The sequence below is a fragment of the Paraburkholderia gardini genome, from assembly GCF_907164575.1.
In the GTDB taxonomy this organism is placed as follows: Bacteria; Pseudomonadota; Gammaproteobacteria; order Burkholderiales; family Burkholderiaceae; genus Paraburkholderia; species Paraburkholderia gardini.
The window spans coordinates 1-24,241 of record NZ_CAJQYY010000013.1; the positions used below are offsets into that span (position 1 = coordinate 1).

At 61.0% G+C, this 24,241-nt stretch carries 18 protein-coding genes; 3 read left to right on the plus strand and 15 right to left on the minus strand.

The genetic code is table 11. The features are described 5' to 3' along the window. Positions 1-52: 52 nt before the first annotated feature. Entirely contained in the window at positions 53-265 is a 213-nt protein-coding gene (rpsU, locus tag LPA34_RS12545) for a 30S ribosomal protein S21 (RefSeq protein ID WP_074262890.1), read from the minus strand. 328 nt (positions 266-593) lie between these two features. Beyond that, positions 594-1,538 carry an aldo/keto reductase gene (locus LPA34_RS12550; RefSeq protein ID WP_228978510.1) on the minus strand — a complete coding sequence of 315 codons (945 nt, stop codon included), beginning with the start codon at positions 1,536-1,538 and terminating at the stop codon, positions 594-596. 250 nt (positions 1,539-1,788) lie between these two features. Between LPA34_RS12550 and LPA34_RS12555 the strand changes: the two genes are divergently transcribed. The 3 genes from LPA34_RS12555 to LPA34_RS12565 all read left to right on the plus strand — a co-directional run bounded on the left by LPA34_RS12555 (position 1,789) and on the right by LPA34_RS12565 (position 4,532). Beyond that, positions 1,789-2,607: a flagellin domain-containing protein gene (locus tag LPA34_RS12555; RefSeq protein ID WP_228978512.1), complete on the plus strand. Its 819-nt coding sequence runs from the start codon at positions 1,789-1,791 to the stop codon at positions 2,605-2,607. Between the two features lie 173 nt (positions 2,608-2,780). Further along, complete coding sequence (gene fliD / locus LPA34_RS12560; RefSeq protein WP_228978515.1) at positions 2,781-4,199, plus strand: flagellar filament capping protein FliD; 1,419 nt, start codon at positions 2,781-2,783, stop codon at positions 4,197-4,199. 36 nt (positions 4,200-4,235) lie between these two features. Continuing rightward, positions 4,236-4,532 (plus strand): flagellar protein FliT, encoded by a 297-nt coding sequence (locus tag LPA34_RS12565; protein WP_228978517.1) that lies wholly within the window; start codon positions 4,236-4,238, stop codon positions 4,530-4,532. Positions 4,533-4,702: 170 nt separating this feature from the next. On the opposite strand, the gene LPA34_RS12570 is transcribed toward LPA34_RS12565, so the two are convergent. The 13 genes from LPA34_RS12570 to LPA34_RS12630 all read right to left on the minus strand — a co-directional run bounded on the left by LPA34_RS12570 (position 4,703) and on the right by LPA34_RS12630 (position 23,713). Continuing rightward, entirely contained in the window at positions 4,703-7,171 is a 2,469-nt protein-coding gene (locus LPA34_RS12570) for a tetratricopeptide repeat protein (protein ID WP_228978519.1), read from the minus strand. Positions 7,172-7,177: 6 nt separating this feature from the next. After that, positions 7,178-9,664, minus strand: a complete 2,487-nt coding sequence (locus LPA34_RS12575; RefSeq protein WP_228978520.1) for a tetratricopeptide repeat protein — start codon at positions 9,662-9,664, stop codon at positions 7,178-7,180. 54 nt (positions 9,665-9,718) lie between these two features. Continuing rightward, positions 9,719-10,933 carry a class I SAM-dependent methyltransferase gene (locus LPA34_RS12580; protein ID WP_228978522.1) on the minus strand — a complete coding sequence of 405 codons (1,215 nt, stop codon included), beginning with the start codon at positions 10,931-10,933 and terminating at the stop codon, positions 9,719-9,721. Further along, positions 10,930-11,871: a UDP-glucuronic acid decarboxylase family protein gene (locus LPA34_RS12585; RefSeq protein WP_228978523.1), complete on the minus strand. Its 942-nt coding sequence runs from the start codon at positions 11,869-11,871 to the stop codon at positions 10,930-10,932. Before LPA34_RS12585 ends, LPA34_RS12580 begins: the two co-directional genes overlap by 4 nt. Then, complete coding sequence (locus tag LPA34_RS12590; RefSeq protein WP_228978525.1) at positions 11,868-13,688, minus strand: O-linked N-acetylglucosamine transferase, SPINDLY family protein; 1,821 nt, start codon at positions 13,686-13,688, stop codon at positions 11,868-11,870. The genes LPA34_RS12585 and LPA34_RS12590 overlap by 4 nt, the downstream gene beginning before the upstream one ends. Positions 13,689-13,714: 26 nt before the next feature. Then, complete coding sequence (locus LPA34_RS12595) at positions 13,715-15,883, minus strand: O-linked N-acetylglucosamine transferase, SPINDLY family protein (protein ID WP_228978527.1); 2,169 nt, start codon at positions 15,881-15,883, stop codon at positions 13,715-13,717. Positions 15,884-15,964: 81 nt separating this feature from the next. Then, positions 15,965-16,690 carry a glycosyltransferase family 2 protein gene (locus LPA34_RS12600; protein ID WP_228978534.1) on the minus strand — a complete coding sequence of 242 codons (726 nt, stop codon included), beginning with the start codon at positions 16,688-16,690 and terminating at the stop codon, positions 15,965-15,967. A 154-nt stretch (positions 16,691-16,844) separates the two neighbouring features. Beyond that, positions 16,845-17,570, minus strand: coding sequence for a WbqC family protein (locus LPA34_RS12605; RefSeq protein WP_228978536.1), 726 nt, complete (start codon positions 17,568-17,570; stop codon positions 16,845-16,847). Then, complete coding sequence (locus LPA34_RS12610) at positions 17,567-18,718, minus strand: DegT/DnrJ/EryC1/StrS family aminotransferase (protein WP_228978537.1); 1,152 nt, start codon at positions 18,716-18,718, stop codon at positions 17,567-17,569. Before LPA34_RS12610 ends, LPA34_RS12605 begins: the two co-directional genes overlap by 4 nt. Beyond that, a complete protein-coding gene (locus LPA34_RS12615; RefSeq protein ID WP_228978539.1) occupies positions 18,715-19,902 on the minus strand; it encodes an aminotransferase class I/II-fold pyridoxal phosphate-dependent enzyme in 1,188 nt (395 codons plus the stop codon). Before LPA34_RS12615 ends, LPA34_RS12610 begins: the two co-directional genes overlap by 4 nt. Next, positions 19,899-20,648: a class I SAM-dependent methyltransferase gene (locus tag LPA34_RS12620; RefSeq protein ID WP_228978541.1), complete on the minus strand. Its 750-nt coding sequence runs from the start codon at positions 20,646-20,648 to the stop codon at positions 19,899-19,901. Before LPA34_RS12620 ends, LPA34_RS12615 begins: the two co-directional genes overlap by 4 nt. A gap of 39 nt (positions 20,649-20,687) precedes the next feature. Continuing rightward, positions 20,688-21,830, minus strand: a complete 1,143-nt coding sequence (locus LPA34_RS12625; protein ID WP_228978543.1) for a DegT/DnrJ/EryC1/StrS family aminotransferase — start codon at positions 21,828-21,830, stop codon at positions 20,688-20,690. Positions 21,831-22,018: 188 nt separating this feature from the next. Then, positions 22,019-23,713 (minus strand): methyltransferase domain-containing protein, encoded by a 1,695-nt coding sequence (locus LPA34_RS12630; protein WP_228978545.1) that lies wholly within the window; start codon positions 23,711-23,713, stop codon positions 22,019-22,021. Positions 23,714-24,241 lie beyond the last annotated feature (528 nt).

A 24,241-nucleotide genomic window follows, 5' to 3' on the forward strand; every position in this document is an offset into this window, starting at 1 on the left:
GTGTAGCTTCTTTCGAAGCTACACCGCCGTCTGGCCGTGCGTGAAAGCGTGCTTAGTGCAGCTTTTTCGGCAGTTGCTGGCTACGCAGGCGCTTGTGCAGGCGCTTCACAGCAGCAGCCTTCTTGCGCTTACGTGCCGTCGTCGGCTTTTCGTACGATTGGCGTTCACGCAGCTCGGCGATCAGGCCATTCTTTTCGATTGCGCGACGAAAGCGGCGGATCGCCACTTCGAACGGCTCGTTTTCTTTCAGAAGAATCGTCGTCATGTAATTCCTAACTAAATCGCTTGATACGGTTGATTGCGTGGCGGCAACCCGCTCACGCGCCGGCACTCCGGTCGTTTCGATTCATGGCCAATAACAGGCAAACGAAACCATGGACGAAAACGAGAGGCAAAGCGGCCACGGAGGCCAGAAAAGAGAGGTGGGGAGTTCACCGCGAGAACGCGGGCAGACGCATAAACAGCGCCGCGTCTGATGCCCGGTTCACCGCCGACGTTCAACTACAAATCGACCACGAAACAGGCAAAGATCTCAATTCACTCCCGATGATATCAGGAAAAACTCGTGCCCACCATGACTTTCACGAATGCGTTCAGGCACTTGCGTCGTTCAGACGGCGGATATCGGCGTCCGTGAGCCTCAGATGAACTGCCGCGACAAGGCTTTTCAACTGGCCGACCGAGGTCGCGCTGGCAATCGGCGCGGTCACGCCCGGACGCGCTATCAGCCACGCCAGTGCCACCGTGGCGGGCGTGCTGTCATGCCGTCCGGCGACTTCGTCGAGCGCCTTCAGGATGCCAAGGCCGCGCTCGTCCAGGTATTTTTCGACCCGGCTGCCGCGAGCGCTGCTTTTCCCGAGGTCCGCCTTCGACCGGTATTTGCCCGACAGAAAGCCGCTCGCAAGACTGTAATACGTCACGACACCCAGCCGGTGTGCAAGCGCAACCGGCTCGATCTCTGTTTCGTACGGAGCGCGATCATACAGGTTGTATTCCGGCTGGAGCAGCTGATACTTCGGCAAGCCGTTCTGCTGCGCGACCGCGAGCGCTTCTTCAACTCGCGCGCCGCTGTAGTTGGAGGCGCCGATCACCCGCACCTTGCCCGCCTCGATCAGGCGCTGGTAGGCGCCGAGCGTCTCGGCGAGCGGCGTTTCCGCGTCGTCGAGATGCGAAAAATACACATCGATGTAATCGGTTTGAAGGCGACGCAGCGAATCTTCGACTGCGGCCTGGATGTTGCCGCCTGACAGTCCTTTTCGCGCACCGAGCATGCCCACCTTGGTCGCGAGCACGACCTTGTCGCGCCTTCCGCCCTGCTTCAGCCACTTGCCGATGATGGTTTCCGATTCGCCGCCCTCGTGCCCCGGCACCCAGGCCGAATAGACGTCGGCGGTATCGATGAAGTCGAGCCCGGCGTCGACGAAGGCGTCGAGAATCGAGAACGAAGTGGCTTCGTCGGCGGACCAGCCGAACACGTTTCCGCCGAAAACCAGCGGTGCGACCTGTACCTGCGACGTGCCGATATTGCGTTTTTGCATGACTTCTCCCAGGGGAAATGCATCCGGACCGACAAGCATACGCTGTCTCGCGGATCCGCACAGGGAGGCGCTCTCCGGGGTTTTTCCTGGTCTCGGGCGGGCCCGTTCCCTCCCTCTTTTCTCTCCAGCCCCTAAAGTTTTGTTCGCGCGCCGCCGACAACCAGGAAAGGCGGGCAGCGCCACTCGTCAAACGCGCTACGCCGAACCCGAACCAGCCTAATTACATGGCGTTTTCCAAACGAGGAAGCAAATGCTGAATATCAACACCAACATTCTGTCGCTGACGGCACAGAACAATCTGTCGGGCTCGCAAAGCGCTCTGGCGCAAGCCATCAACCGTCTGTCGTCGGGCAAGCGCGTGAACACGGCTGCTGACGATGCAGCAGGTAACGCAATTGCAACGTCGCAAACGGCGTCGATCAACGCGCTGACCCAGGGCGCCGCAAACGCGAACAACGCAGTGTCGATGGTGCAAACGACCAACGGCGCACTGCAATCGACAGTCGACAACCTGCAACGTATCCGCCAGCTGGCAGTGGAAGCAGGCGACGGCTCGCTGGATTCGTCGGCCCTCTCCAACCTGGATTCGGAAGTTCAGGCGCGTCTGACGGAAATCACGCGTGTTGCGGCACAAACGACGTTCAACGGCAAGGCAGTTCTGTCGAACGCCGGTAGCGTGACGTTCCAGATCGGCGCGTTCGCGGGCCAGCAGATCACCGCATCGTTCGGTACGACGGTGTGGAACGCAGGCGGCCTCGGCCTGACCACGCTGAGCGTTTCGACGGCAGCACTGGCACAAACGGCAATGACCTCGATCGACGCGGCACTGGCAAGCGTCAATACCTTCCAGGCAACGCTCGGCGCAACGCAAAACACGATGACGGCCGCCATCACGACGACGACCACGCAAGCGACGAACATGAGCGCAGCGCGTTCGCAGATCACCGACGCGGACTTCGCGACGGAAACGGCGAACCTGTCGAAGGCTCAAGTGCTGCAACAAGCTGGTATCTCGGTGCTGGCTCAGGCAAACTCGCTGCCGCAACAGGTTCTGAAGCTTCTCCAGTAAGACTGACTGAAGCGCGGCGTGCGCTACGGCGTCGCATTGCGGGAGCCGCAGCCATACGCGGCTCCCGCAAGGAATACAGGTTGGACCCGTGGGAGGCTCGCCTCCCACAACCCGTTTCTACGCTTCAGTATCATTGACCTGACTTTTTTCGCATCGACGAACGGAGCATCCGTATGACCACGACGGCGTCCTCATCTACTACCGACGTAACCAGTCTGCTAGCGCAGGCGGCCCAGTCCATCATCAGCGGTTCGACCAAGTCGACGCTCGATGTCGACTCGCTCGTGTCAGCTCTCGTCACTGCGAAAACAGCCGGTCAAAACGCGACGATTGTGAACAAACAGTCGCTCGACAATACCGAAGTGTCGGCCATTGGCTCGCTCAAATCGGCACTTTCGTCGCTGCAAACCACACTGAGCGGCCTGGCAGACGGCTCGACGCTGTCGAGCGTCGCCGCAACCGTCAGCAGCAGCGCGCTCACTGCAACGACGACCACCGGTGCGGTCGCCGGCAACTACACGGTCAACGTAACGCAAGTAGCGACGGCCAACAAGATTTCTTCGCAGGCGTTCACCAGTAGCGACACGATCGGCAGCGGCACGCTGACCATCGGTCTCGGCAGCACCGGCACGATGTCGCTCAACGTGACGTCGGGCCAGTCGCTGTCGGACATCGCGAGCGCGATCAACAGCTCGTCGAATAATCCGGGTGTGTCGGCGTCGGTCATCACGGCGGCGGATGGACAGCATCTGGTCATCCAGTCGACGGCGACGGGTGCTGCTAACACGGTCTCGGTGACGGCAGGCAGCGGCCTCAGTTCCAAACTGAATTCCTCCGGTTACACGACGGTGACGACGGGTCAGGACGCGCAGTTCACCATCGACGGCAATGCCGTGACCAGCGCCAGCAACACCGTGACGAACGCGCTGAGCGGTGTGACGCTCGTCCTGTCGGCGGCCGCCATCGGCACGCCGCAGACCGTGACGGTTGCAACCGATCCGACCGCAACCACGAAGGCAATCAACGACTTCGTGACGGCGTACAACAACTATGTCACCACGGCTGCTGGCCTGTCCGGCTACGACACGACCTCAGCGACGGCCGGTCCGCTGCTGGGCGACTCGATGCTCAACCAGATCAACAACGGTCTTGCCAACCTGATCAGCGGCGGCGTAACAACGGGTGGCAACACATTCAGTCTCTCGTCGATCGGCATCGACCTGCAACCGGATGGCACGATGGCCGTCGACCAGAGTACGCTCACGGCAGCCGCGACCTCCAACAGCCCGGCGCTTGCCGGACTGTTCAACACAACGAACGGCATCGGCACGACGCTGAATTCGTTCGTGAACACGTACGTCCAGTCGAGCGGCACGATCGACCAGCGCACCGCTTCGCTGAACAGCGACCTGTCGAACCTTTCGGATCAGGCGACGGCGTTGACGGATTATCAGACCACCCTGACCGCGCAATACAACGCGCAGTTCACCGCGCTGAACACGCTGATGTCGCAGATGCAGAACAACACGCAGTACCTCACACAGCTCTTCGGCGGAACAAGCAGCGCGGGTGCGCTCGCGACCAATAAGTAAGCCCGCGCAATGACGTCGACATCAGGAATGGAACGTATGGCAGACGAACCGCTGGACCGCGCGCTCGACCTGAGCCAGGCAATCGAAGCCGCAGCCGTTGAAGGTGACTGGCTGCGCGCCGCCGCGCTCGTCGAAGAACGCTCGCCGCTCCTGATGTCGCTGAGCCCCACGCAGACGCCGGAGGCACTCGATAAGATTCGCACGATCCAGCGCATCGACGTCGCGATCACGGAACAGGCGAAAACTGGATCGGACCGGATCGCCTCGCAGCACAGCGCGGCGATCGGGCGCATCAAGGCGGTCCGTCTGTATCACACGACGGGCATGCTTTAAGGCGGCAAAAGCCGTGACCGGACGGCGCAAAGAATAAAACAAGGGAATACAACGAACACCGCATGACAAATGCGGGATCTTTGAGTTGCTTCGGAAAGCCGCACTTGCGGCTTTTTTTTCGTCCTGATGCTGCCGCGATTTCATCGCATCATAGCCGGCGACGATTTCCGTCAGCCAGTGGAACCGTCCGAAGCATACGTATTCCACATCGCCGCGAACGCGTCTTCGAGGTTGCGCGCGAAGCGCGGCGCATCACACAGCGGCGATGCCAGCAGTCGCTCACGCAAGCCTGCACGCAACGCGCCGAGGCTTGTGCGATCTGCCGCGAACGAGATCGCCTTCGCGACGTAGTCGTCATCATCCGCGGCGACCCACTGCGGCAATCCCACCGTATTCAGAATGCTTTCGCCTACATGCGACAGGAAACGATCGCCACGCCGCGTCAGCACAGGTACGCCCATCCACAGCCCTTCGACGCTCGTCGTACCACCCGGGTAGGGAAAAGGATCGAGCGCGATATCGACCTGATTGAACATATCGAGATGCACGTTGCGTGGCGTAGCACCGACGAGAATGAGACGCTCCGCGGCAACACCGTGGCGCGCGAAACGCGCCGAAATGCTGTCGCGCAGAAGCTGCTGATCGAGTTGCGGGGCCTTCAGCAACAGACGCGAACCGGCAGCCGCATGCAGCACGCGCGACCAGAGCGCAACAACGTCATCGCCGATCTTGCTGAGACTGTTCAGGCAACCGAACGTCACGGCACCGTTTGCAAGCATCGGCAGCGGTCCGATGGCGATATCCGGCTGCGGCGGGGTGAAGCAGAGGTAACTGTCCGGTAGCCGCCAGGGCTTTTCGACGAAGTGAGATTCCTCTTCAACCGGCAGCACGTGCCGGTCGCCGAGAATGTAGTCAATCGCTTCGATCCCCGTCGTTGCGAAGAACCCGAGCCACGTTACCTGCACCGGCGCAGGCTTCCACGCGAAGACCGACAACCGGTTGGACGACGTGTAGCCAGACAGATCCAGCAGGATATGAACGCCGTCCGCGTGGATCCTGTGGGCTACATCCTGCTCAGTCATCGCAGTGATGTCGCGCCACGCGGTGAAGTACGGCTTCAGTCGCGCTGTCGTCGCGTCTTCCGATACCTGGGCCGCATATGCGATCAACTCGACGCGTGCCGGGTTGAGATGCTCGAGTGCGGTTTCGAGGAATACCGCGACCGGGTGCGTTTTCAGATCGCCTGAAACGAACCCGACTCGCAGCGGACCGGCAGGCCGCTTTGCGCGATGACGGAAAGGTTGCGCCCGCGCGGCCACATGTTCTCCATACCTGCGCGCATCGATTTTCAGCGTTTCCGCAGATGAACACGCTGCGCTTGCCGAACTGAAAATTACGCCCTGATGCGCGGCGTCGAGTCCTGGATCGAGGTCGCGCGCGTTGCGATAGGCCGCGAGGCCGCCGTTGAGATCGCCCACAGCACGCAGGATTTCGCCAAGCGTGAGGAACATTCGCGCGTCGTTATTAGCCAGAAACAGTGCACGGCGGCAACTCGTCAGCGCTTCGTCCGGCTTCTCGAGCATCATCAATGCCCAGGCGAGGTTATGATGCGCCTCGGCGTTGCCTGGATCGAGTTCCGTCGCGTGCCGGTAACCTGACGCTGCGGCTTCGAATTTTTTCAAACCAAAGTACGCGCCGCCGAGAACGTTATAGGCCTCGGCGAGCGACGGCGCGTATTCGATGGCTCGAGTACAGCTTTGCACCGATTCGTTAAACCTGCCCAGTCGCCTCAGCACGCCGGCGCGATTGCAATGCGCGTCCGCCAGATCCGGCTTCAACGCGATCGCCTGGTCGAAGTGCGTGAGTGCGGCGTCCAGATCACCCGCGTCGCAAAGCATGGCGCCAAGGCTGTTGTGGGCCGCTGCATCGGTCAGGTCCAGCGCGCGGCGCAGACTGCTGACCGCGCCGTCCAGGTCGCCACGCGCTTTCAGCATCAGACCCAGACTCTGATGCGCGACGCGCAAATCAGGCCTCAGTTCGACCGCCATGCGATAACTCGCGATTGCTGCATCCGGCCTTTGAAGTCCACGAAGCGCGTTGCCGAGGTTGTTGTGCGCCTCAGCATAGTCCGGACGATATTCGATCGCCTTTCCGTACGTCTCCACGGCCGCATCGAGTTCGCCCATGTCCAGCAGCGCATTGCCGAGATTGTTGTACGCTTCTGCGTAACCTGGACGTAGCGCGATAGCCTGTGCACAACTCTGTATCGACGCCTCCAGCTGTTTCGCCTCGCGCAGTGCATTGCCCAGGTTGTTGTGCGCTTCTGGATAATCGGGTTTGAGCGTCATGGCCTGCCGATAACTGGCGATTGCGTCCTCAAGCCGGCCCTTCTCGCGCTGCACGTTGCCGAGGTTGTTGAAGTAGATCGCGTTGGGGTGCATCGCAATCGACTGTTCGATCAGGACGAAACCGGCCTCGTGCTGATTCAGCTGACACGCCAGCAACCCCAGAAAATGGAGCGCGTCTGCGTTATCCGGCTCGACCTGCAGGATCTGGCCGTACAACGCCCGCGCTTCGGTCAGCTGCCCTGTTTGATGGTGTGCAAGCGCTGTCGCGAGAAGTGAAAGATTGTCTTGCATGACCGGTCAATCCGTAGCGAGTGTTGTTGCCATGACATCATCGGCATATTGCTTCCACATGCCATGAAACGCGTCCTCGAGATTCCTCGCGAAACGCGGCGCGTCGCACAACGGCGACGCCAGCACATGTTCGCGAAGCCCCGCGCGCATCGCAGCCAGCATCGATGGATCGGACGCGAAGGCAATCGCCCGGGCGAGATAGTCTTCCTCGTCGACGGCGATCCAGTCTGCGAGATTCGCGGTCTGCAGCAGGCTTTCGCAGATGTGCGTCAGGAATCGGTCGCCCTTCATGCAGAGCACCGGTACGCCCATCCACAGTCCTTCCGCTGTCGTCGTGCCACCCGGATAGGGAAACGGGCTCAGCACGATATCGACCTGGTTGTACGTCGAGAGATACTCCACTCGCCTTGACGCGCCCTGGAGGATCAATCGCGACTCATCGATACCGTGCGCGGCGAAACGCCGGAAAGTAGTGAGCTGTGCACCCTTCGTGTCGAGCCCATGCGATTTCAGGAACAGCCGCGAACCCGGCACTGCATGCAACAGACGGGACCACAGCGCGACGACTTCGTCGCTGACCTTCATCAGCTTGCCAAAGCAGCCGAACGTCACCGTGCCGCCGTTTGCAAGCATCGGCAGCGGGCCGATCTTCACATCGTCCACAGGCGGCGTGAAGCACAGATAGCTGTCCGGCAAGCGCCACGGCTTTTCGACGAATTGTGCTTCCTCACCCGGCGGCAGCACGTATCGGTCGCCGAGGAAGTAATCGATCGACTCGCTGCCCGTCGAAGCAAAGAAGCCGAGGTAGCTCACCTGAACCGGTGCCGGTTTCCACGCGAAAATCGGCAGTCCCGTGTACGCCGTGTGGCCCGACAGATCCACCAGCACGTCGATGTTGTCGTCACGGATCACGCGTGCCGCTTCTTCTGTTTTCAGTCCGTCCAGCACGCGCCATGTGCTGAAGTGCGGCTTGAGACGCGCGGTGACTTCGTCCTCGAGCGTATAGGTCGCGTAGGCGATCAGCTCCACACGCGCCGGGTTCACATACCGGAACACGCTTTCCAGGAAAATGCCCGCCGGATGCGCGCGCAGATCGCCCGACACGATGCCGACGCGCAGGCGCGAGCCGTCATGCGACGGTTTGTGCGCATATGGTTTCACGCCCATCGACATCAATTCACCGAAGCGGCGCGCATGCTTCAGATAGGTGTCGGTATCGAACTTCGCGGAGCCCGCCAGACTGAACAACAGACGGTTATACGTCTGAACCGGATCGGGATCGAGCGGCAACGCTTTCAGATACGCGTCGATTGCGCCATCGAGATCGCCGAGTGCACGCAGAATGTCGCCAAGACTGATGTACATCGGCGCGGAGACGTCGGCGAGCTCGAGCGCCTTGTGACAGCTTTCCAGCGCTTCGTAAGGCTTGTCGTGCTTCAGCAGAACGACGCCAAGGTTGTGATACGCATCCGCGTTATTCGGGTCGAGTTCGATCGCGTGTCTGTAACTCAGCGTGGCCGCTTCGAGCCGGTCGAGACCGTAGTACGCGATGCCAAGGCTGTTGTACGCCTCGGCGAGCGTCGGCGCGAGTTCGATCGCGCGGATACAGCTTTCCACCGATTCCTCGAACCGGCTCTGCCGTCGCAGCACGCCGCCACGATTGCAATGCGCTTCGGCAAAATCCGGCCGCAGTGCGATCGCCGTGTCGAAGTGCGTGAGCGCGGCGTCCAGATCGCCGATGTCGCGCAGGACAGTGCCGATGCTGTTGTGCGCGTCCGCGTCGGTCGGGTCCAGCGCGTGGCGCAGGCTTCTGATCGCCTCTTCCGGTTCGCCACGCGCTTTCAGCAACAGACCGAGACTGTGATGTGCAATCCGCAGATCATGCTTTAACGCGACTGCCGTGCGATAGCTCGCTATCGCATCGTCCGTTTTGTCCTGCGCGCGAAGCGCGTTGCCGAGGTTGTTGTGCGCCTCGGCGTAATCCGGGTTAAGGCGAATCGCCTCACCGTAGCTCGCCGCTGCCGCCTCCAGCTCGCCCATATCCTGCTGCGCGTTACCGAGATTGTTGTGCGCTTCCGCGTAACCTGGGCGCCCCGCAATGGCCCGCGCACAGCTCTCTACCGCCGCCTCGGGCTGCCTCGCCTCGCGCAGTGCGTTGCCGAGGTTGTTGTGCGCCTCGGGATAGTCTGGCTTGAGCGCGACCGCGCGACGGTAAGCTTCGATTGCGTCCGCGAGACGGCCGTTCTGGCCCAGCATGTTGCCGATGTTGTTGTAGTAGGTTGCGTTCGGATGCGCTGCGATCGACTGTTCCATCAGCCCAAGACCCACATCGTGCTGACCCAGCTGACACGCGAGCAACCCCAGAAAATGCAGCGCGTCCGGATTGCCCGGCTCGGTCTGCAGGATCCGTCCGTACAGCGCCCGCGCTTCGGCGAGCTGGCCCACCTGATGATGTGCCAGTGCGTTCGCGAGAAATTGGGAGTTGTTCTGCATGTATCTGGGCTCGTGCGTCAGCAAGGGCGACGCATCGCGCGTCGCCCGGTTCAATCAATACGGATGCGATTCAGCGCCGAAATCCACGAGCGCGCCGTTGTGCTCGATCATCACGCTTTGCACAGCGATACCTTCGCGGGACATTTCCGCGATGATGTCGCGCGCACGCCATTGCGTCGGAATCACGATGACGTCGACGCTGGACGACTTCAGCACGTCGCGGAATTCGATCTTCTGGCCGGTGCCCGGCACGTACGTGCCGGCCTTGTGCGGATCGGAATCCACAACCAGCGGAAAGCGCACTGCGTCCGCGCCGAACTGGTGGATGAAGGCCGCCGCCTTGCCGGTTCCACCCCAGATCGCGACGCGCTTGCCCGAAGCCGCGAGGCCCGATAGCTGCTGCGCGATCGTCTCGCGGCTTTTCACGGTACCCGCGGCGAAACGCATTGCTGCTTCGGCGCGCGTGCGCGCCTGCGCTGGCACGCCGAGCTTGACCAGTGCATGAACGACTTCACCGTCGTAGCCATGTTCAAGCGCGACGATCTCACCCGCACGCGACATCAACGTGCGGAACGATTCGGTCGTGAAATGCGATACGTGTTCGTAGAAGAAGTCGGCAAGGCGATTCGTTTCAAAGACGCGGTCGATACACGGCACTTCGGCGAACAGCCAGCAATCCTTTCCTTCCGGGCCTTGCATCGCCGCGCCCCACGCGAGCTGCTCGATCAGCTTCGCCGGTTCGGTGAGATGTTCCAGGACGTGACGGATCACAACCGCATCCGGCGCGAACGCGCTCATGTCGACGAGCGGATCGAACAGACGCGCATGAAACTCGACGCCCTTGCCCGTCTCCGGGCTCGCGTTCGGATCGAAGCCGATAAAGCGGCCCGCTTCGCGCGCCTGCGCAAGGCCGCGCACGAAGTGACCTTCACCGCAGCCGATCTCGACGACGAGCGGCGCGGCCGGCAGATGATTCAGCAGCACGTCGCGCGTATCGGCGAGGTGACCTTTCCAGATGCCGCCGCTGTTGAACATGCGGTTCGGGTTGCTTTCGTATGGAATCGCGTCGTAATGAAACTTGTGGTTCCACACATGGGAGCACGACGGGCATTGCACGAAATCCTGCGCATGACGCGGCAACGCACGCGCCGCTTCGGCCGATGCGGGCCAGGCGAGCGTCGCGAGCGTCTGTGCGCCCGCCGGAAAAAAGCGCGCCGCGACCGAGTGGGCGCAAACGGGACAGGTCGTCCCCACAAGATCAAGACTCATGATTTCACCAGGTGTTTGAAGTAGGCGATCGTTTCTTTCAGACCGTCTTCCAGGCCGACGCCAGGCTGCCAGTCGAGATGCTGGCGTGCCTTTGTGATGTCGGGCCGTCGTTGAATGGGATCGTCCTGCGGCAACGGACGATACTCGATGCGGCTCTTCGAACCCGTCAGCCGCAGCACCGTTTCCGCGAGATCGCGGATCGTGATTTCAGACGGGTTGCCGATATTGACGGGACCGGTTTCCTCGTTCTGATCCATCATCCGCAGCAGACCTTCCACGAGATCGTCGACATAGCAGAATGAGCGCGTCTGGCCGCCGTCGCCGTACAGCGTGATCGGGTCACCGCGCAGCGCCTGCATGATGAAGTTCGACACGACGCGGCCGTCGTCCGGACGCATCCGCGGACCGTACGTGTTGAAGATCCGCACGACGCGGATATCCACGCCGTGCTGACGGTGGTAATCGAAGAAGAGCGTTTCGGCGCAGCGCTTGCCTTCGTCGTAACAGGCTCGCGGGCCGGTCGGGTTCACGTTGCCCCAGTAGCTTTCCTGCTGCGGATGCTGCTGCGCGTCGCCGTAGACTTCGCTCGTGGACGCCTGCAGGATGCGCGCGCCGCAGCGCTTCGCGAGGCCGAGCATGTTGATCGCGCCGAGCACGGCCGTCTTCACGGTCGAGACGGGATCGCTCTGGTAATGCACCGGGCTCGCGGGACACGCCATGTTGAACACGCGGTCCGCCTCGACGTACAGCGGCAGCCACACATCGTGACGGATCAGCTCGAAGTTCACGCGGCCGATCAGATGCTGGATGTTCTGCTTGCTGCCCGTGTGAAAGTTGTCGACGCACATCACGTCGAAGCCGGAGGCGACGAGGCGATCGCACAGATGCGAGCCAACGAAGCCGGCACCGCCGGTAATCAGGGCGGACTGGTTATTCATTCTGCGATCTCCACGACAGCGGTAAGGTGTTGCGCCCACATGCCATGCAAGGCGGCTTCGAGATTCCGGGCAAAACGCGGCGCATCGCACAGCGGCGACGCGACCACCCGCTCGCGCAGGCCGGCGCGCAGCGCGGCGAGGCTGGCGCCGTCAGCGGCAAATGCAATGGCGCGGGCGAGATAGTCTTCGTCGTCGGCGGCGATCCATGTGTCGAGGCCCGCCGAATGCAGGAAGCTTTCGCAGATGTGCGACAGGAAACGGTCGCCGCGACGGCACAGCACCGGCACGCCCATCCACAGCGCTTCGGCTGTCGTCGTGCCGCCGGGATATGGAAATGGACTCAGCGCGATATCGACGCGGTTGTATGCGGCCAGATACTCCGCGCGCGGCGAGCGGCCTTCGAGAATCAGACGCGACGCGTCGATGCGATGTGCCGCGAAGCGACGCAACGTCGTTTCGTGAACGTGCGCCGTATCGAGTTGCCCCGCCTTCAAAAACAGCTTCGCGTCCGGCACCGCGTGCAGCAGACGCGCCCACAACGCGACGACGTGATCGGTAATCTTCGTCAACTGGCCGAAGCAGCCGTACGTGACGTAGCCGTTAGCCAGCATCGGCAGCGCGCCGACTTTCGCGTCGTCCCGCGGTGGCGTGAAGCACAGGTAGCTGTCCGGCAGCCGCCAAGGCTTTTCGACGAAATGCGCTTCTTCTTCGACCGGCAACACGTGACGGTCGCCGAGCACGTAGTCGATCGTGTCGAGACCCGTGCTCGCGAAAAAGCCAGGCCAGCTCACCTGCACCGGCGCGGGCTTCCATGCGAAGAGCGGCAGACGGTTGTAGATCGTGTGACCGGCGCCATCGAGCAGCACGTCGATGCGATCGTCGCGGATGCGCCGCGCGGCGGTTTCGTCGCTCATGCCGGCGATGCTCGTCCACGCGCTGAAACGCGGCTTGATGCGCGCGGTCAGGTCGTCTTCGAGTGTGCGCGTCGGATACGCGATGAGCTCGATCCGCGCCGGATCGAGTTCGGCCACGACGCTTTCGATGAAATAGCCCACCGGATGCCTTTTCAGATCACCCGACACGATGCCGACACGCAGTGCGCGTGCTGTGCGCGGCGCGAGATCGACCAGCCAGTCCTTCCACGGTTTCGCCTGCGTGCGGATCTGCGCGGCGAAGCGGAGCGCTTCATCGAGGTATTGCCGCGGCGTCGTGCTGGCAAGGTAGTTCAGCGCGAACAGCAGGTTGCTGTGCGGCTCGGCAAAATCTGGACGCAGCGCGATCGCGCTGCGATACGCCTCGATGGCTGCGTCGAGTTCGCCGAGTTCCATCAGCGTATTCGCGAGATTGTTGTAAGCCTGCGCGTGCTCCGGCGCCAGGTTGATCGCGTTGCAGAACGACTGCACCGCCGCCTCGTGTTTTTTTAGCGCGCGCAATGCATTGCCGAGGTTGTTGTGCGCGTCGATGTGATCCGGCTTCATCGCGATGGCCTGCCGGAAGCACTCGGCGGCAGCAGCCGGCCGGTTGTTCGACTGCATCACGTTGCCGAGGTTGAAGTAGTACAGCGCCTGCGGCTTGCGCGTGATTGCCGCCATGATCAGCTCGGTGGCCGTCTCGTACTGCCCTTGACGATTCGCGACGAGGCCAAGCAGGTGCATCGCGTCGGCGTGCTCCGGATCGATCGCGAGCACGCGGCGAAAGAGCGTCTGCGCTTCGGCCAGACGATCCGCCTCGTAGTGCGCGATCGCTTCGGCTAATGTGAGTTCGAGCGTCTGCGGCGTCGGCGTGAGTTGTCCGGAAACGCGTGCGTTTTCGGACATGGACAGATCCTGGTTACCGGAGTCGCTCATGGGGTAATGCGTCCCGCGTGATTCGGGACGTTCTCAAGTGGATTTTGGTGTGGGTTGACTGTGGACGACGGCGCGCCTGCGCGATCGTGCGAATGCGTCCGCGGATCGGCGACGTACTCGCGCCACATGCCACGAAACGCTCCTTCGAGATTCCGCGCGAAGCGCGGCGCATCGCACAGTGGCGAGGCAAGAAGCTGCTCGCGCAAACCCGCTTTCAGGCGCATCAACTGATCGCGACCCGCGGCAAAGGCGACAGCTTTCGCGACGTAATCGTCATCGTCGGCGGCGATCCATTCGGCGAGGCCAACCGTGTTCAGGATGCTTTCGCCGACATGCGACAGGAACCGGTCGCCACGACGCGTGAGCACCGGCACACCCATCCACAACGCTTCGACGGTGGTCACGCCGCCGGGATACGGATACGGGTCGAGTGCGATATCGACGCGGTTGTATGTCGCGAGCAGCTCGCCTCGCGGCGACTGCCCTTCGAGCATCAGACGCGCGGCGTCGATGCCATGCGCGGCGAAGCGCGCGCGCGTGGCCTGTTGCACTGAAGCATCGTCAAGCTGCTTCGTCTTCAGATACAGACGGGAACCCGAAACCGCGTGCAGCACGCGCGCCCACAACGCGACGACGACATCGTTCAGCTTCACGAGATGGTTGAAGCAGCCGAACGTGATCGCACCGTCTGTCGACACCGATAGCGGCCCGAGCGGGATTTCAAAGGCGGGAGGCGTGAAGCACACGTAGCTGTCGGGCATGCGCCACGGCTGTTCAACGAAGTGTGGCGCCTCGTCGTCGGGCAAAACATGCCAGTCGCCGAGGATGTAATCGATCGCGGCGACGCCCGTTGTCGCGAAGTAGCCAAGCCAGGTCACCTGAACCGGCGCCGGCTTCCATGCGAACATCGAAAGACGGTTGTGCGTCGTGTGCCCCGACAGGTCGACGAGAATGTCGATGCCGTCGGCACGAATCCGGCGCGCGGCGGTTTCGTCATCGACGCCGTCAAGGGAATGCCACGCAGCGAAATGCGGCTTGATGCGCGCGGTTAGCGAGTCTTCACCGCGTTGCGTGGCGTAGGCGACCAGCTCAATCTGCGTCGTATCGATCTGCGCGACGACATTTTCCAGAAAAATGCCGACGGGATGCGTTCTCAAATCACCCGAAACAAAGCCGATTTTCAGGCGACGCTTCGATGCTTCTGCGTCAGGTGCCTCATGCGTCAGCCGCTTCGCATGTGTGATCTGCCAGTCGCCAAAGCGGCGCGCTTCTGCGATCTGTTCGTCGAGCGAAACCTGCGGCATGAAGTTGAGTTGCAGCAGCAGATTACTGCGCGCAACCAGCAGATCGATATCGAGCGTGATGGCCTGGCGGAAGCTGACAACAGCGTCATCGAGCAGCCCCTGATCGCGCAGCACGTTGCCCAGGTTGTTGTGCATTGTCGCTACCCACGGTTTCAAGGCAGTCGCCCGGCGGTAGCAGGCCGTCGCCTCGACAAGGCGGCTCCGCTTTTCGTACACGTTGCCGAGGTTGTTATGCGTCTCGGCGTAGTCGGGTCTCAGACTGAGCGCTTTCGAGTAGCTCTTCATCGCGGCATCGTCATCGCCGTGATCCTTGAATGCGTTGCCGAGATTGTTCCAGGCCTCGGCGAAACCGGGCGCAAGTGCGAGCGCGGCAACGCAGCTGTCGATCGCGGAAACCGGATCGGCAGCCTCGCGCAACGCGTTCCCGAGATTGCTGTGCGCTTCTGCGTAATCTGAACGGAGTGCGAGCGCCTCGCGATAGGCCACGATCGCAGCATGATGCTCGCCGCGGCGGGTCAGCACATTGCCGAGGTTGTTGTAATAGATCGCGTTGGGATGCAGCCGGATCGACCGCCTGATCCATTCGAGGCCGGTAGCGATGTCGCCTGTATCGCAGACAAGCAGTCCAGCGAAATGCACCGCATCGGCGTGATCGGGCTCGCAGGAAAGAATCTGCTGATAGTGAGCGGCGGCATCGGTAAAGCGTCCCGCCTGATGGTGCGCGAAAGCCGCCTGTAGCGTGTCGGCGATGGAATGAGACGAAGGTTCATCGCCGAGGTCAGCCGCCAGAAGGCGCACGGTCTGCGCATCCCGGTGTCCGCTTTCCCCTGTCCGCTGCTCTTCGTCGTTCGCGTGTTCCATTGCGTTTTTAAACTTTCCCCCAATACACCGCCGCGCCTCATTCACGGCATTCACATGGCGAGTGCCGTCCGTTTCGCGGGTCTAGCTCTGGTATTTCTGCAGATATCGCTCGTAACCCTCACGCCATGTCGGCGTGCCAAACGCGCCGCCACTTTCGTGAACCACGCTGATCGGCCAGGTGCCCATTTTCAAACCCTTCAACTCGGCCTGCCGGCAAAAATCCATGTCATAGAAATGAAAGGCGAACTGATCGTCGAAGCACACACCGGTCTCGCTCAGGCGCTCGCTGTCTGCCGCGAGCAGCAAACCGTCAAGTAACTTGCACTCCTGGCCGGGGGGGCCGTACGTCGAAATTTCGTTACATGGATATCCGGTTCCATGGCCTACGACGCCGCTGAAAAACTGTGGCTGGTCGCGCGTAAACTGCGCGTCAACAAAAAACCACGCGGGCTGATATGGCACGCGACGTATGTTGCCTGCGAGCCCAACCACGTCGAAGCGTTCAACCGCCTCGCGAATCCTGTCAGCCCAGAAGAAATCGGCAAGGTGAACGTCGTCGTGAACGAAGACAAGGATCGCGGGATCGTTTTTGGCAAGCTGGATCGCGTGGTTGTAAATCGTCGACAGTCCGGCCGTGTTGTTGTCGAACAGCAGAAGTTGCGGCGGATTACTGCTGTAGCGGCGCAGCGCCAACGAGCGCCCCAATGCAGACTTCCGCACGAAATCATCGTGCGAAGCGCGCGTCCCGCAAACCAGTCGAATGGGCTTCATAAACGAGAAATTCAGGAAAAACGATCGAGCCAACATGCGCGATGGGACATTCCCCGCACAGTTCCACCATTCTCGGGGCGAACGCCGGGTCTTGATCAGTGGATAAGGGCACAAAAACGCACGCTATTCCCGAACAACGGAAGACCATGCGGCACCCGCCCTGCCGGCCGGCACGGATATACCGGCGACCTCACGCCGATGCGTGATGCAGCACCGTGTGGTTACGCAATGCCCGTGCGACCTTGTCAGGCGCGTTCCAGAGCAGCACGTCGAGGACCGACAAATGCGGTTCGTACTGAAACGGTGACGGCTCGTACTTCAGTTCATCGAACCCGGCGAACAGCAGTGACACTCCGATGCGCTCAAATGAGGCGGGATCGAAAAGATCGCGGCCGCCGATCGGATTCACATATTCAGTAGCGCCGAGTGCATTGCAGATTAACGGCGCCCAATCGCCCGCGCCCATCTGGTCCGGAAACTCCAGTTCAAGTTCAGAGCACACACGCGACGAAAACGGTAGCTCGATGTATTCACACACCGCCCGTAACGCGTTCACGTTGAGCGCACACAGCGAATCGCTCTCCGTGCGTTCGAAGGTGCTCTGCACGAGCCTCGTGACTTCGGCATGGAATGGCGCATGCCGGCGAAAAGTCGATAGCTTGCCGAGCAGACTCGTTTTCGCGTCTGCCAGGTTCAGGACGCGCGCCTCGTGCGTCTTGATCGAGACTGAGGAATTCGCGAGCGGCACCGTCACGTACTGCCAGCCTTCCTTGGGATGAAGAATACGATTGCGGTTCATCCACGTCTTCGGCGTGTACTGCGTAACATCGAAGACAACCCATTCGTCGACGGCCGCAATCAGGGCGAAATGTCCGAGGTACGGAAAGAAATACGGTTGCATGATGCCGAGCCTCATACGCTCGCTCCATCGGCCTGCAATGACGCCGTGCCAATGATTTCACAAACGGTCGCCACCATCGCGACGTCGACGTGTGCGCCGATCGGCAACATCAACCACGACGCAGCGATATGCCCAGTTGTTGGCAAGGGCCTGGCCAGGCCATCGATGTCCTGTGCAACGTCAACCGCGCGGGCTTCGATATTGTCGGCGGACAACCGGTCAATCAGCCGGTCTCGCGACAGGCCAAACACGCGTTCGTCGACTGCGCAGACAAGCGACTGATGATTTGACACTGCGGCGCCATGAGGTTCGACCACACGTATTCCAGCGACGCCGCGTAACTGGCTGAGATACGCATCGAAAAGTATCCGGTTACGTTTCCGATTGACCGCGAAGTCGTCGAGACTGAGAAGACCGAGCGCGGCCTGCGCTTCCGACATCCGTCCATTGGAGGTTTTTACAACCGGCACCGGCCTTCCCGCGCCGTAGCTGCTGCGGATGTTTCGCAGACGCGCGGCGAGTTCATCATCGTCAGTCGTCACGCAGGCGCCCCCCGCCGCGTTGAGAATATCGCCCTCGCCAAACCCGAGCACCTCGATCTGGCCAAACGTGCCGACGCGACGCCCAGCAATTTCACAGCCCAACGAATGCGCGGAGTCGAATAAGACCGGCATACCGCGCGCGGCGGCGAACGCGGTCAACATGGGCGCGGCTGACGCGTCGCCCCACAGATTGGCGCCGAGCAGCGCCTTAATCTGATCGTCGTGCGCCGCTTGTGCGCCAGCGACCGACAGATGCCCACTGACCGGATCGACGTCGCAGAAAACAGGCTCCGCACCACACCATGCCAGCGCGTGCCGCGCAGCGGTGTTGCTTACCCCCGGCACCAGCACGCGCCCATGCACACCAAGAGCCTCGATTGCCATCATCAAGCCGATGGTCACATTCGTCACGCAAACCACGTGACGTACGACGAGGAAATCTTGCAGGCGCTCCTCGAAACGTCGCGCAAGCGGCCCCTGATTGGTGTAATAGCGACGCTCGAAGATATCGCGCATGGCCGCTTCGTAGCGGTCCCACGAGGGCACGTTGTGCTGGCCAAGCATCACGCGCTGCGAAAATATGGGCGAAGGATGTGGAACTGCCGCCTGAAGCAGGGTCATATGCTCGCCCCCGCAGCGGCGAGCGCAGCCAGATCACGAATCTCATCTGCGTTCACGTGGATGAAATGCAGCAATGCAACCACAGTATCAATGTCGTCGAGCGAAACGAAATCACCGCACGGCATCAATGCGAAGCGAGTGGCAAGTTCGTCGGTATGTGGCAAATCAGCAGGAATGTACGGATACGCCATCGGCTTGCTGTGCAGCGGTGGAGAATAATACGCACGCGCCAGCACGCGCTCGGCATTCAGTATGTCGATGGTCAATGCCCGCGAAAGCGGCCAGTCGTCGAGCAGTTCGACGACGACATTCTTGTAGCTTGTTCGGCTCGATTCGTCAAAGTTGAGCAGACGGATGCCCGGCACCGTTGGCAGCGCGGCACGATAACGCTTATAGCGCTCGCGATTGCGCGCGATCTGTGCATCGAGCTCATCGAGGTTGGCCAGCGCCATCGCAGCGTGTGTGTCGGCAAGTCGGGCGTCCAGTGCGCCACGCTCCAGCGTCCGGCCATCGCGCGATGCTGCAAGCCTTGATGCCAGCGCCGCATCGTTGGTCGTAACGTAACCTCCCTCGAAACCATTCAGCAGCTTGCTCGCGTGTAGCGAGAAACATTCGGCATTGCCGAAACCGCCGATCTTCCCCGCGTCGCATGACTCGTAAACGGACTCGACGGAATCGAACAGCAAAGGCAGTTCGCGTTGCGCCGCCAGTTCGGTTAGCCCCTGTACATCGCAGCAGTTGACGATCGGATGCACACCGAGGATCAGCGCAGTGTCGTCGTTGATGCAGATGGTGGCCGTCGTCGCGCTGATTGCCAGGGTAGTTGCATCGACCTCGCAAAAGTGGGGAACGAGACCGGTCCACGCGACCACGTCGGCCATGCGACGGTACGTCAGAGATGGCATCACAACTTCCCGCCGTCCCGGACGCGCCAGCGCGACAATACTCGCGGCAAGCGCCCAGAAGCCACTGCAGAAGCTCACGCAGTAATCCGCATGATGAAACATAGAGAGGCGTTCCTCAAGGTGCCGCGTCGTCCCCCCCGGTTGCCCGAATGATGTACGCGCGTAATCGAGAAACCGTTCGAACTCCGGCTGGACCAGATTCGATGTCGAACGCGGAACGGCAAAGAGCGGTGCCGCGCCGAAAAGCGCCAGGTCAGCTGCGCTTTGCCGACGATTCATTGGGTCGCTCCGCCTGACTCAAAAGACGCGCGTCGACGCAGTACCACGTCGTACCGATAGTGCATCGAAAAGAATGATTCGGGCATCGATGAGAACGTCGCGTCCCATCCCGCCGAAGCAGTCATAGCGGCGAAAGATGCTTTCGAGCGCCAGATACCAATCTGTGCATGCGGATCGTCGAGTTCGCCCGGCTCCGGTGCGCGCATCGCAAAAAACGCCCCGGCGCGGTCGCGATCGGGCAGATTGCCGATGAAGATCGTGTTCACGTTGACGAAACGTTCGCGCAGCAGACGGAGGGATGTAACCGCATCGTCCTGTGAGAAGTACGCGAAGCTGCCGTAGCACAGCACCTTCGTAAAACGTTCCGGCACATGCTCATCGCGTAGATAGTCGGCCGCACCGCCCGCGACGAACGTGAAGCGCGGCGCCTCGGCGAAATGCGCATTCGCCACCTCGATCAGGTAGTCCGACAGATCAACGCCGGTTAGTGCCGAGCACGCGTCGAACAGTCGCTGCGACAGTGCACCGTTGCCGCATGCAAGATCGAGGACAACATCATGCGATTCAAGCGAGAGGCGCTCGCGGATCGCCATGACGATCATATCGATATGCTCGTCCGATACAGCCTTGCCATGCACCGTACGCTTGACCTGCGCCCAGAAATCGTCGGGCGGACAGGTCCGGGCATGCTGGTCGTAATCCACGATGGGATAGTTGCGCGGCAATCTTTGCATTCCGTTTGACATGACGTTCCCTGGGAGCGGTGTTGGCGGCTGTCGTTCGACCTAGCTCGCACGGCGGTTGCGCCACGCGGACGATAGAACCGTCTCGATGACGCGATCCTGGTCAGCTTCGGCCAGCGCCGGGAAAATCGGCAGGCACAGCACCTGTCGCGAGACCGTGGTGGCGACCGGCAGGTTGTGCGGGCCTGCCGACGGCAAGCCGCGATACATCGGAAACTCGCTGATCAGCGGATAGAAATAGCGCCGGGCAGCGATCTGGTTCGCGCGCAACTCGTTGTACAGGTCATCGCGGGTGGCAGGAAACTCGGGCGTCACAAGGATCGGAAAGTAGGCGAAGTTTTTCGTGCAGTTTTCCGGGATCTCATGCATTTTCAGTCCATGCACATTACGAAATGCGTTGCGATAACGTGCGTCGATGCGCGCGCGCTGTGCGTTCACCTGATCCATATGCTTCAACTGCAGGAGCCCGAACGCCGCCTGCACTTCATTCATTTTGCCGTTAATACCTGGCGCAACGACCGTCGTCTCGTCGACAAAACCAAAGTTCTTCAGATTGTCGATACGACGCTTGGTTTTTGCATCCCGACAGACGATCGCACCACCTTCGAACGTATTGAAGACCTTCGTGCCGTGGAAGCTGAGAACGGACATGTCACCATAGTTCAGGATCGACCGGTCATTGATGCGCACACCGAACGCGTGAGCTGCGTCATAGATCACACGCAGACCATAGGTATCGGCGATTGCCTCGATGCGTTCGACGTCGCATGGATTCGCATAGACATGCACCGGAAGCAGCGCGGTGGTTTGCGGCGTGATCAGTGCTTCGATCCTGTCCGGATCCAGATTGAGGCTGACAGGCGAAATGTCTGCGAACACAGGCTTGATGCCGTTCCAGTGCAAGGCGTGCGATGTTGCGACAAAACTGAAAGGCGTCGTGATCACTTCGCCGGTGATTTTCAGCGCCTGCAACGCCGTGATCAGTCCCAACGTGCCATTGGAGAAGAGCGACAGGTGCTCAACGCCGAGATAGTCACACAACTCCTGTTCAAGTTGCTGGTGATAGGCGCCATTATTGGTCACCCATTTGCGTTTCCAAATGTCCTCGAGGTACGGCTGGAATTCGTCAAGCGGCGGCAGGAAAGGCTGCGTGACGGGGACGAAGGTCGATTTGGGATCGCTCATGGACAGGCCTGAAATCGGGTCGGGCGCATGTCCCGGGGCGCCGCGCGGACAGGGCCGCTCACCTTATGGCGGCGACGAACGCGCGGTCGACTATATGAAGTGTGTCACTCGCCCCGGAACCGCGATCGGTCAAACAGACGGCCGAATTCCCGCCAATTCAACCGAACACATGCCGCCGAACCGCGGCCTCAGCCTGCGAATACAGGCACTTGCCCCTTGGAAAACAGGAAGAACGGCTCGCGGCCATTGCAGCCGACATAGTCTGGATCGATCTCACCAAGAACGGCCTTGTGCGGATACAGGTCGCCATGGAGCCCCGCAGCGCGGAAATAATCGACGATGTCGGCCCCGAACAGACGCACGTGGTCGCTCTGACCGAAATAGCGCGTGGCGAACGCCGGCTGGACCGGCCGGTTCAACTCGAACGTGTGTTTCAGGACCGGCGAATAGGGAGTCTGGGCGATCAGATGGCCTTCTGGTTTCAGGCACCGATTGAACTCGGCGAGCGCCGCCGACGGGTCGTCGACATGCTCAAGCACGTGGTTACAGATGATCAGATCGAAATAGCCGTCCGGGAACTCAAGCGCTTCGACGTCGATTTTTCGGTGCTCGGCAGAACGCGGAAAAAGGTCGCCGCCGATATATTCCAGCGGATTCAACGCACGAATGCGTGGCTCAAGCGTCGCTTCAGGAGCGATGTGCAGAATGCGCTTCTCCGTCGCATTCTCGAAAATGCCCGAGTAAGCGGCGTACAGCCACAGATGGCGATCGCGATCATTGCAATAGCAGTTCGGACACAAATGCTTTTCGAGCGTTGAGCCGACCGATTCCACCTGCTGCATGAAGTCCCGATCCTGGCCGGCGAGAGGATGCGGCTTCCACTCCGTCACGGTCTGATCGCATACGACGCAAAACCGCTGCGCCGGTGCCGGTCGCGAGCGACGCGCGGCGACGCGTGAGGCGACCAAAGTGCGGGCGCTTTCCAGATCCGCCCGGAAGCGCGGCGACGTGAACAAACCCTCCGCCGGTGACGCCGTCAGTTCGTCCAGATTCGCATGCAGTCGCGACAACTCGGGCAGCGACGCCCAGTTCGAATACGTCTGCTTGAGCAATTGCTGCGCCAAGGCAAGCGATTCAGCGTCGAGCGAGCCCGCGGCGGCTTCACCGCGAACCATTAGTTCCCACTCGTAAAGTCCAGCGCTGAAGTTGGGGCTCGACGACGCGGAGCTTTGCCCGCTGTGCCGGCGAAAGGCACTCCAGTAACCGCCCACGGCGACGAGCGGGCCATGCTGCGACAGATTGAGATAGATCGCCACGTCGCCCAGGAAATCCAGCTTCACCGAACGATAGTCGAAGACGCTCGACACATCGGCGCGCTCCCGGTCGAACATAATGTTGCTCGGCTCACCGATGAAATTGTTCAGCTTGCCAACCATTTCGCTCACGAGAAACGCACGATCGATGAGACCTCGTTCGCCTTCCTTCAGCAACGGCGGCGGAACGTGGGTCACCGCATCGTTTTCATCAATAATCACGCGACCGTGGAACGCCATCGGCGCTTCGGGATGCGCGCGCAACGCTTCAACGAGCACTTCGACGGAGGTCGGCATCAGGACATCGTCGTCATACAGCCATTTGATGTACTTGCCGGACGCCTTTTGCAGCAGCGCCTGCGAGTTGCGCGTGCCCTTCTGAAAGCCGTGATGAAAATACTGGATACGCGGATCGGCGAAACGCCTGACAAATGGTTCGAGCGCCGCATCAGGGGTATCGTCGCCGACGAGAATCTCGATGTCCGCGAACGTCTGCTGCTGCGCGCTGATGAGCGCCCTGTCCAGAAACTGCGCCTTGTACGCTGGGATCAGAATGCTGACGGTAGCCATTGAAACGAATCCTTACTGTTGTTGATGTGTCCACGAAGCTCACGATGCGGGCAGCGTCGGTATCCCACGCGCAGTTGGCGTGGACAGACGGCCGCAAGCCGGGACCAGTCGGCGCAAAAGAGCTTAGCGCCGACTGCTACAGTTCAATCAGGCAAACAGGCGGGGGTTTCGGGGCTATTCCCTCTTCTGAAGACAGACGGCAATTCGCTTTATACCGTTGGCGGGCAGGCTGAGCCGGACAATTCACGCTGCAGGCATAGTTGAATAGCCGGACGCCACCAGCGCAACGGCTCGCTCGTCGCCAGTCTCCCATCACACACGACGTTCACACCGTCTGCGTTTGACTTCTCGAATCTGCAGTTGAGTCGATTTCAAAGCAGCTTCTGCGCTTTCTAACACGAACGAATACGCTCGATTTGAATAGAAGGCGGGTAATCCCCCCCCTTTTCCCTCGTATCTCCGAGACGCCGAACGCCTCAACATCTATCAGATGCTCGCCGGCGACTGTCCCGCCGTCGTGTCATCGGA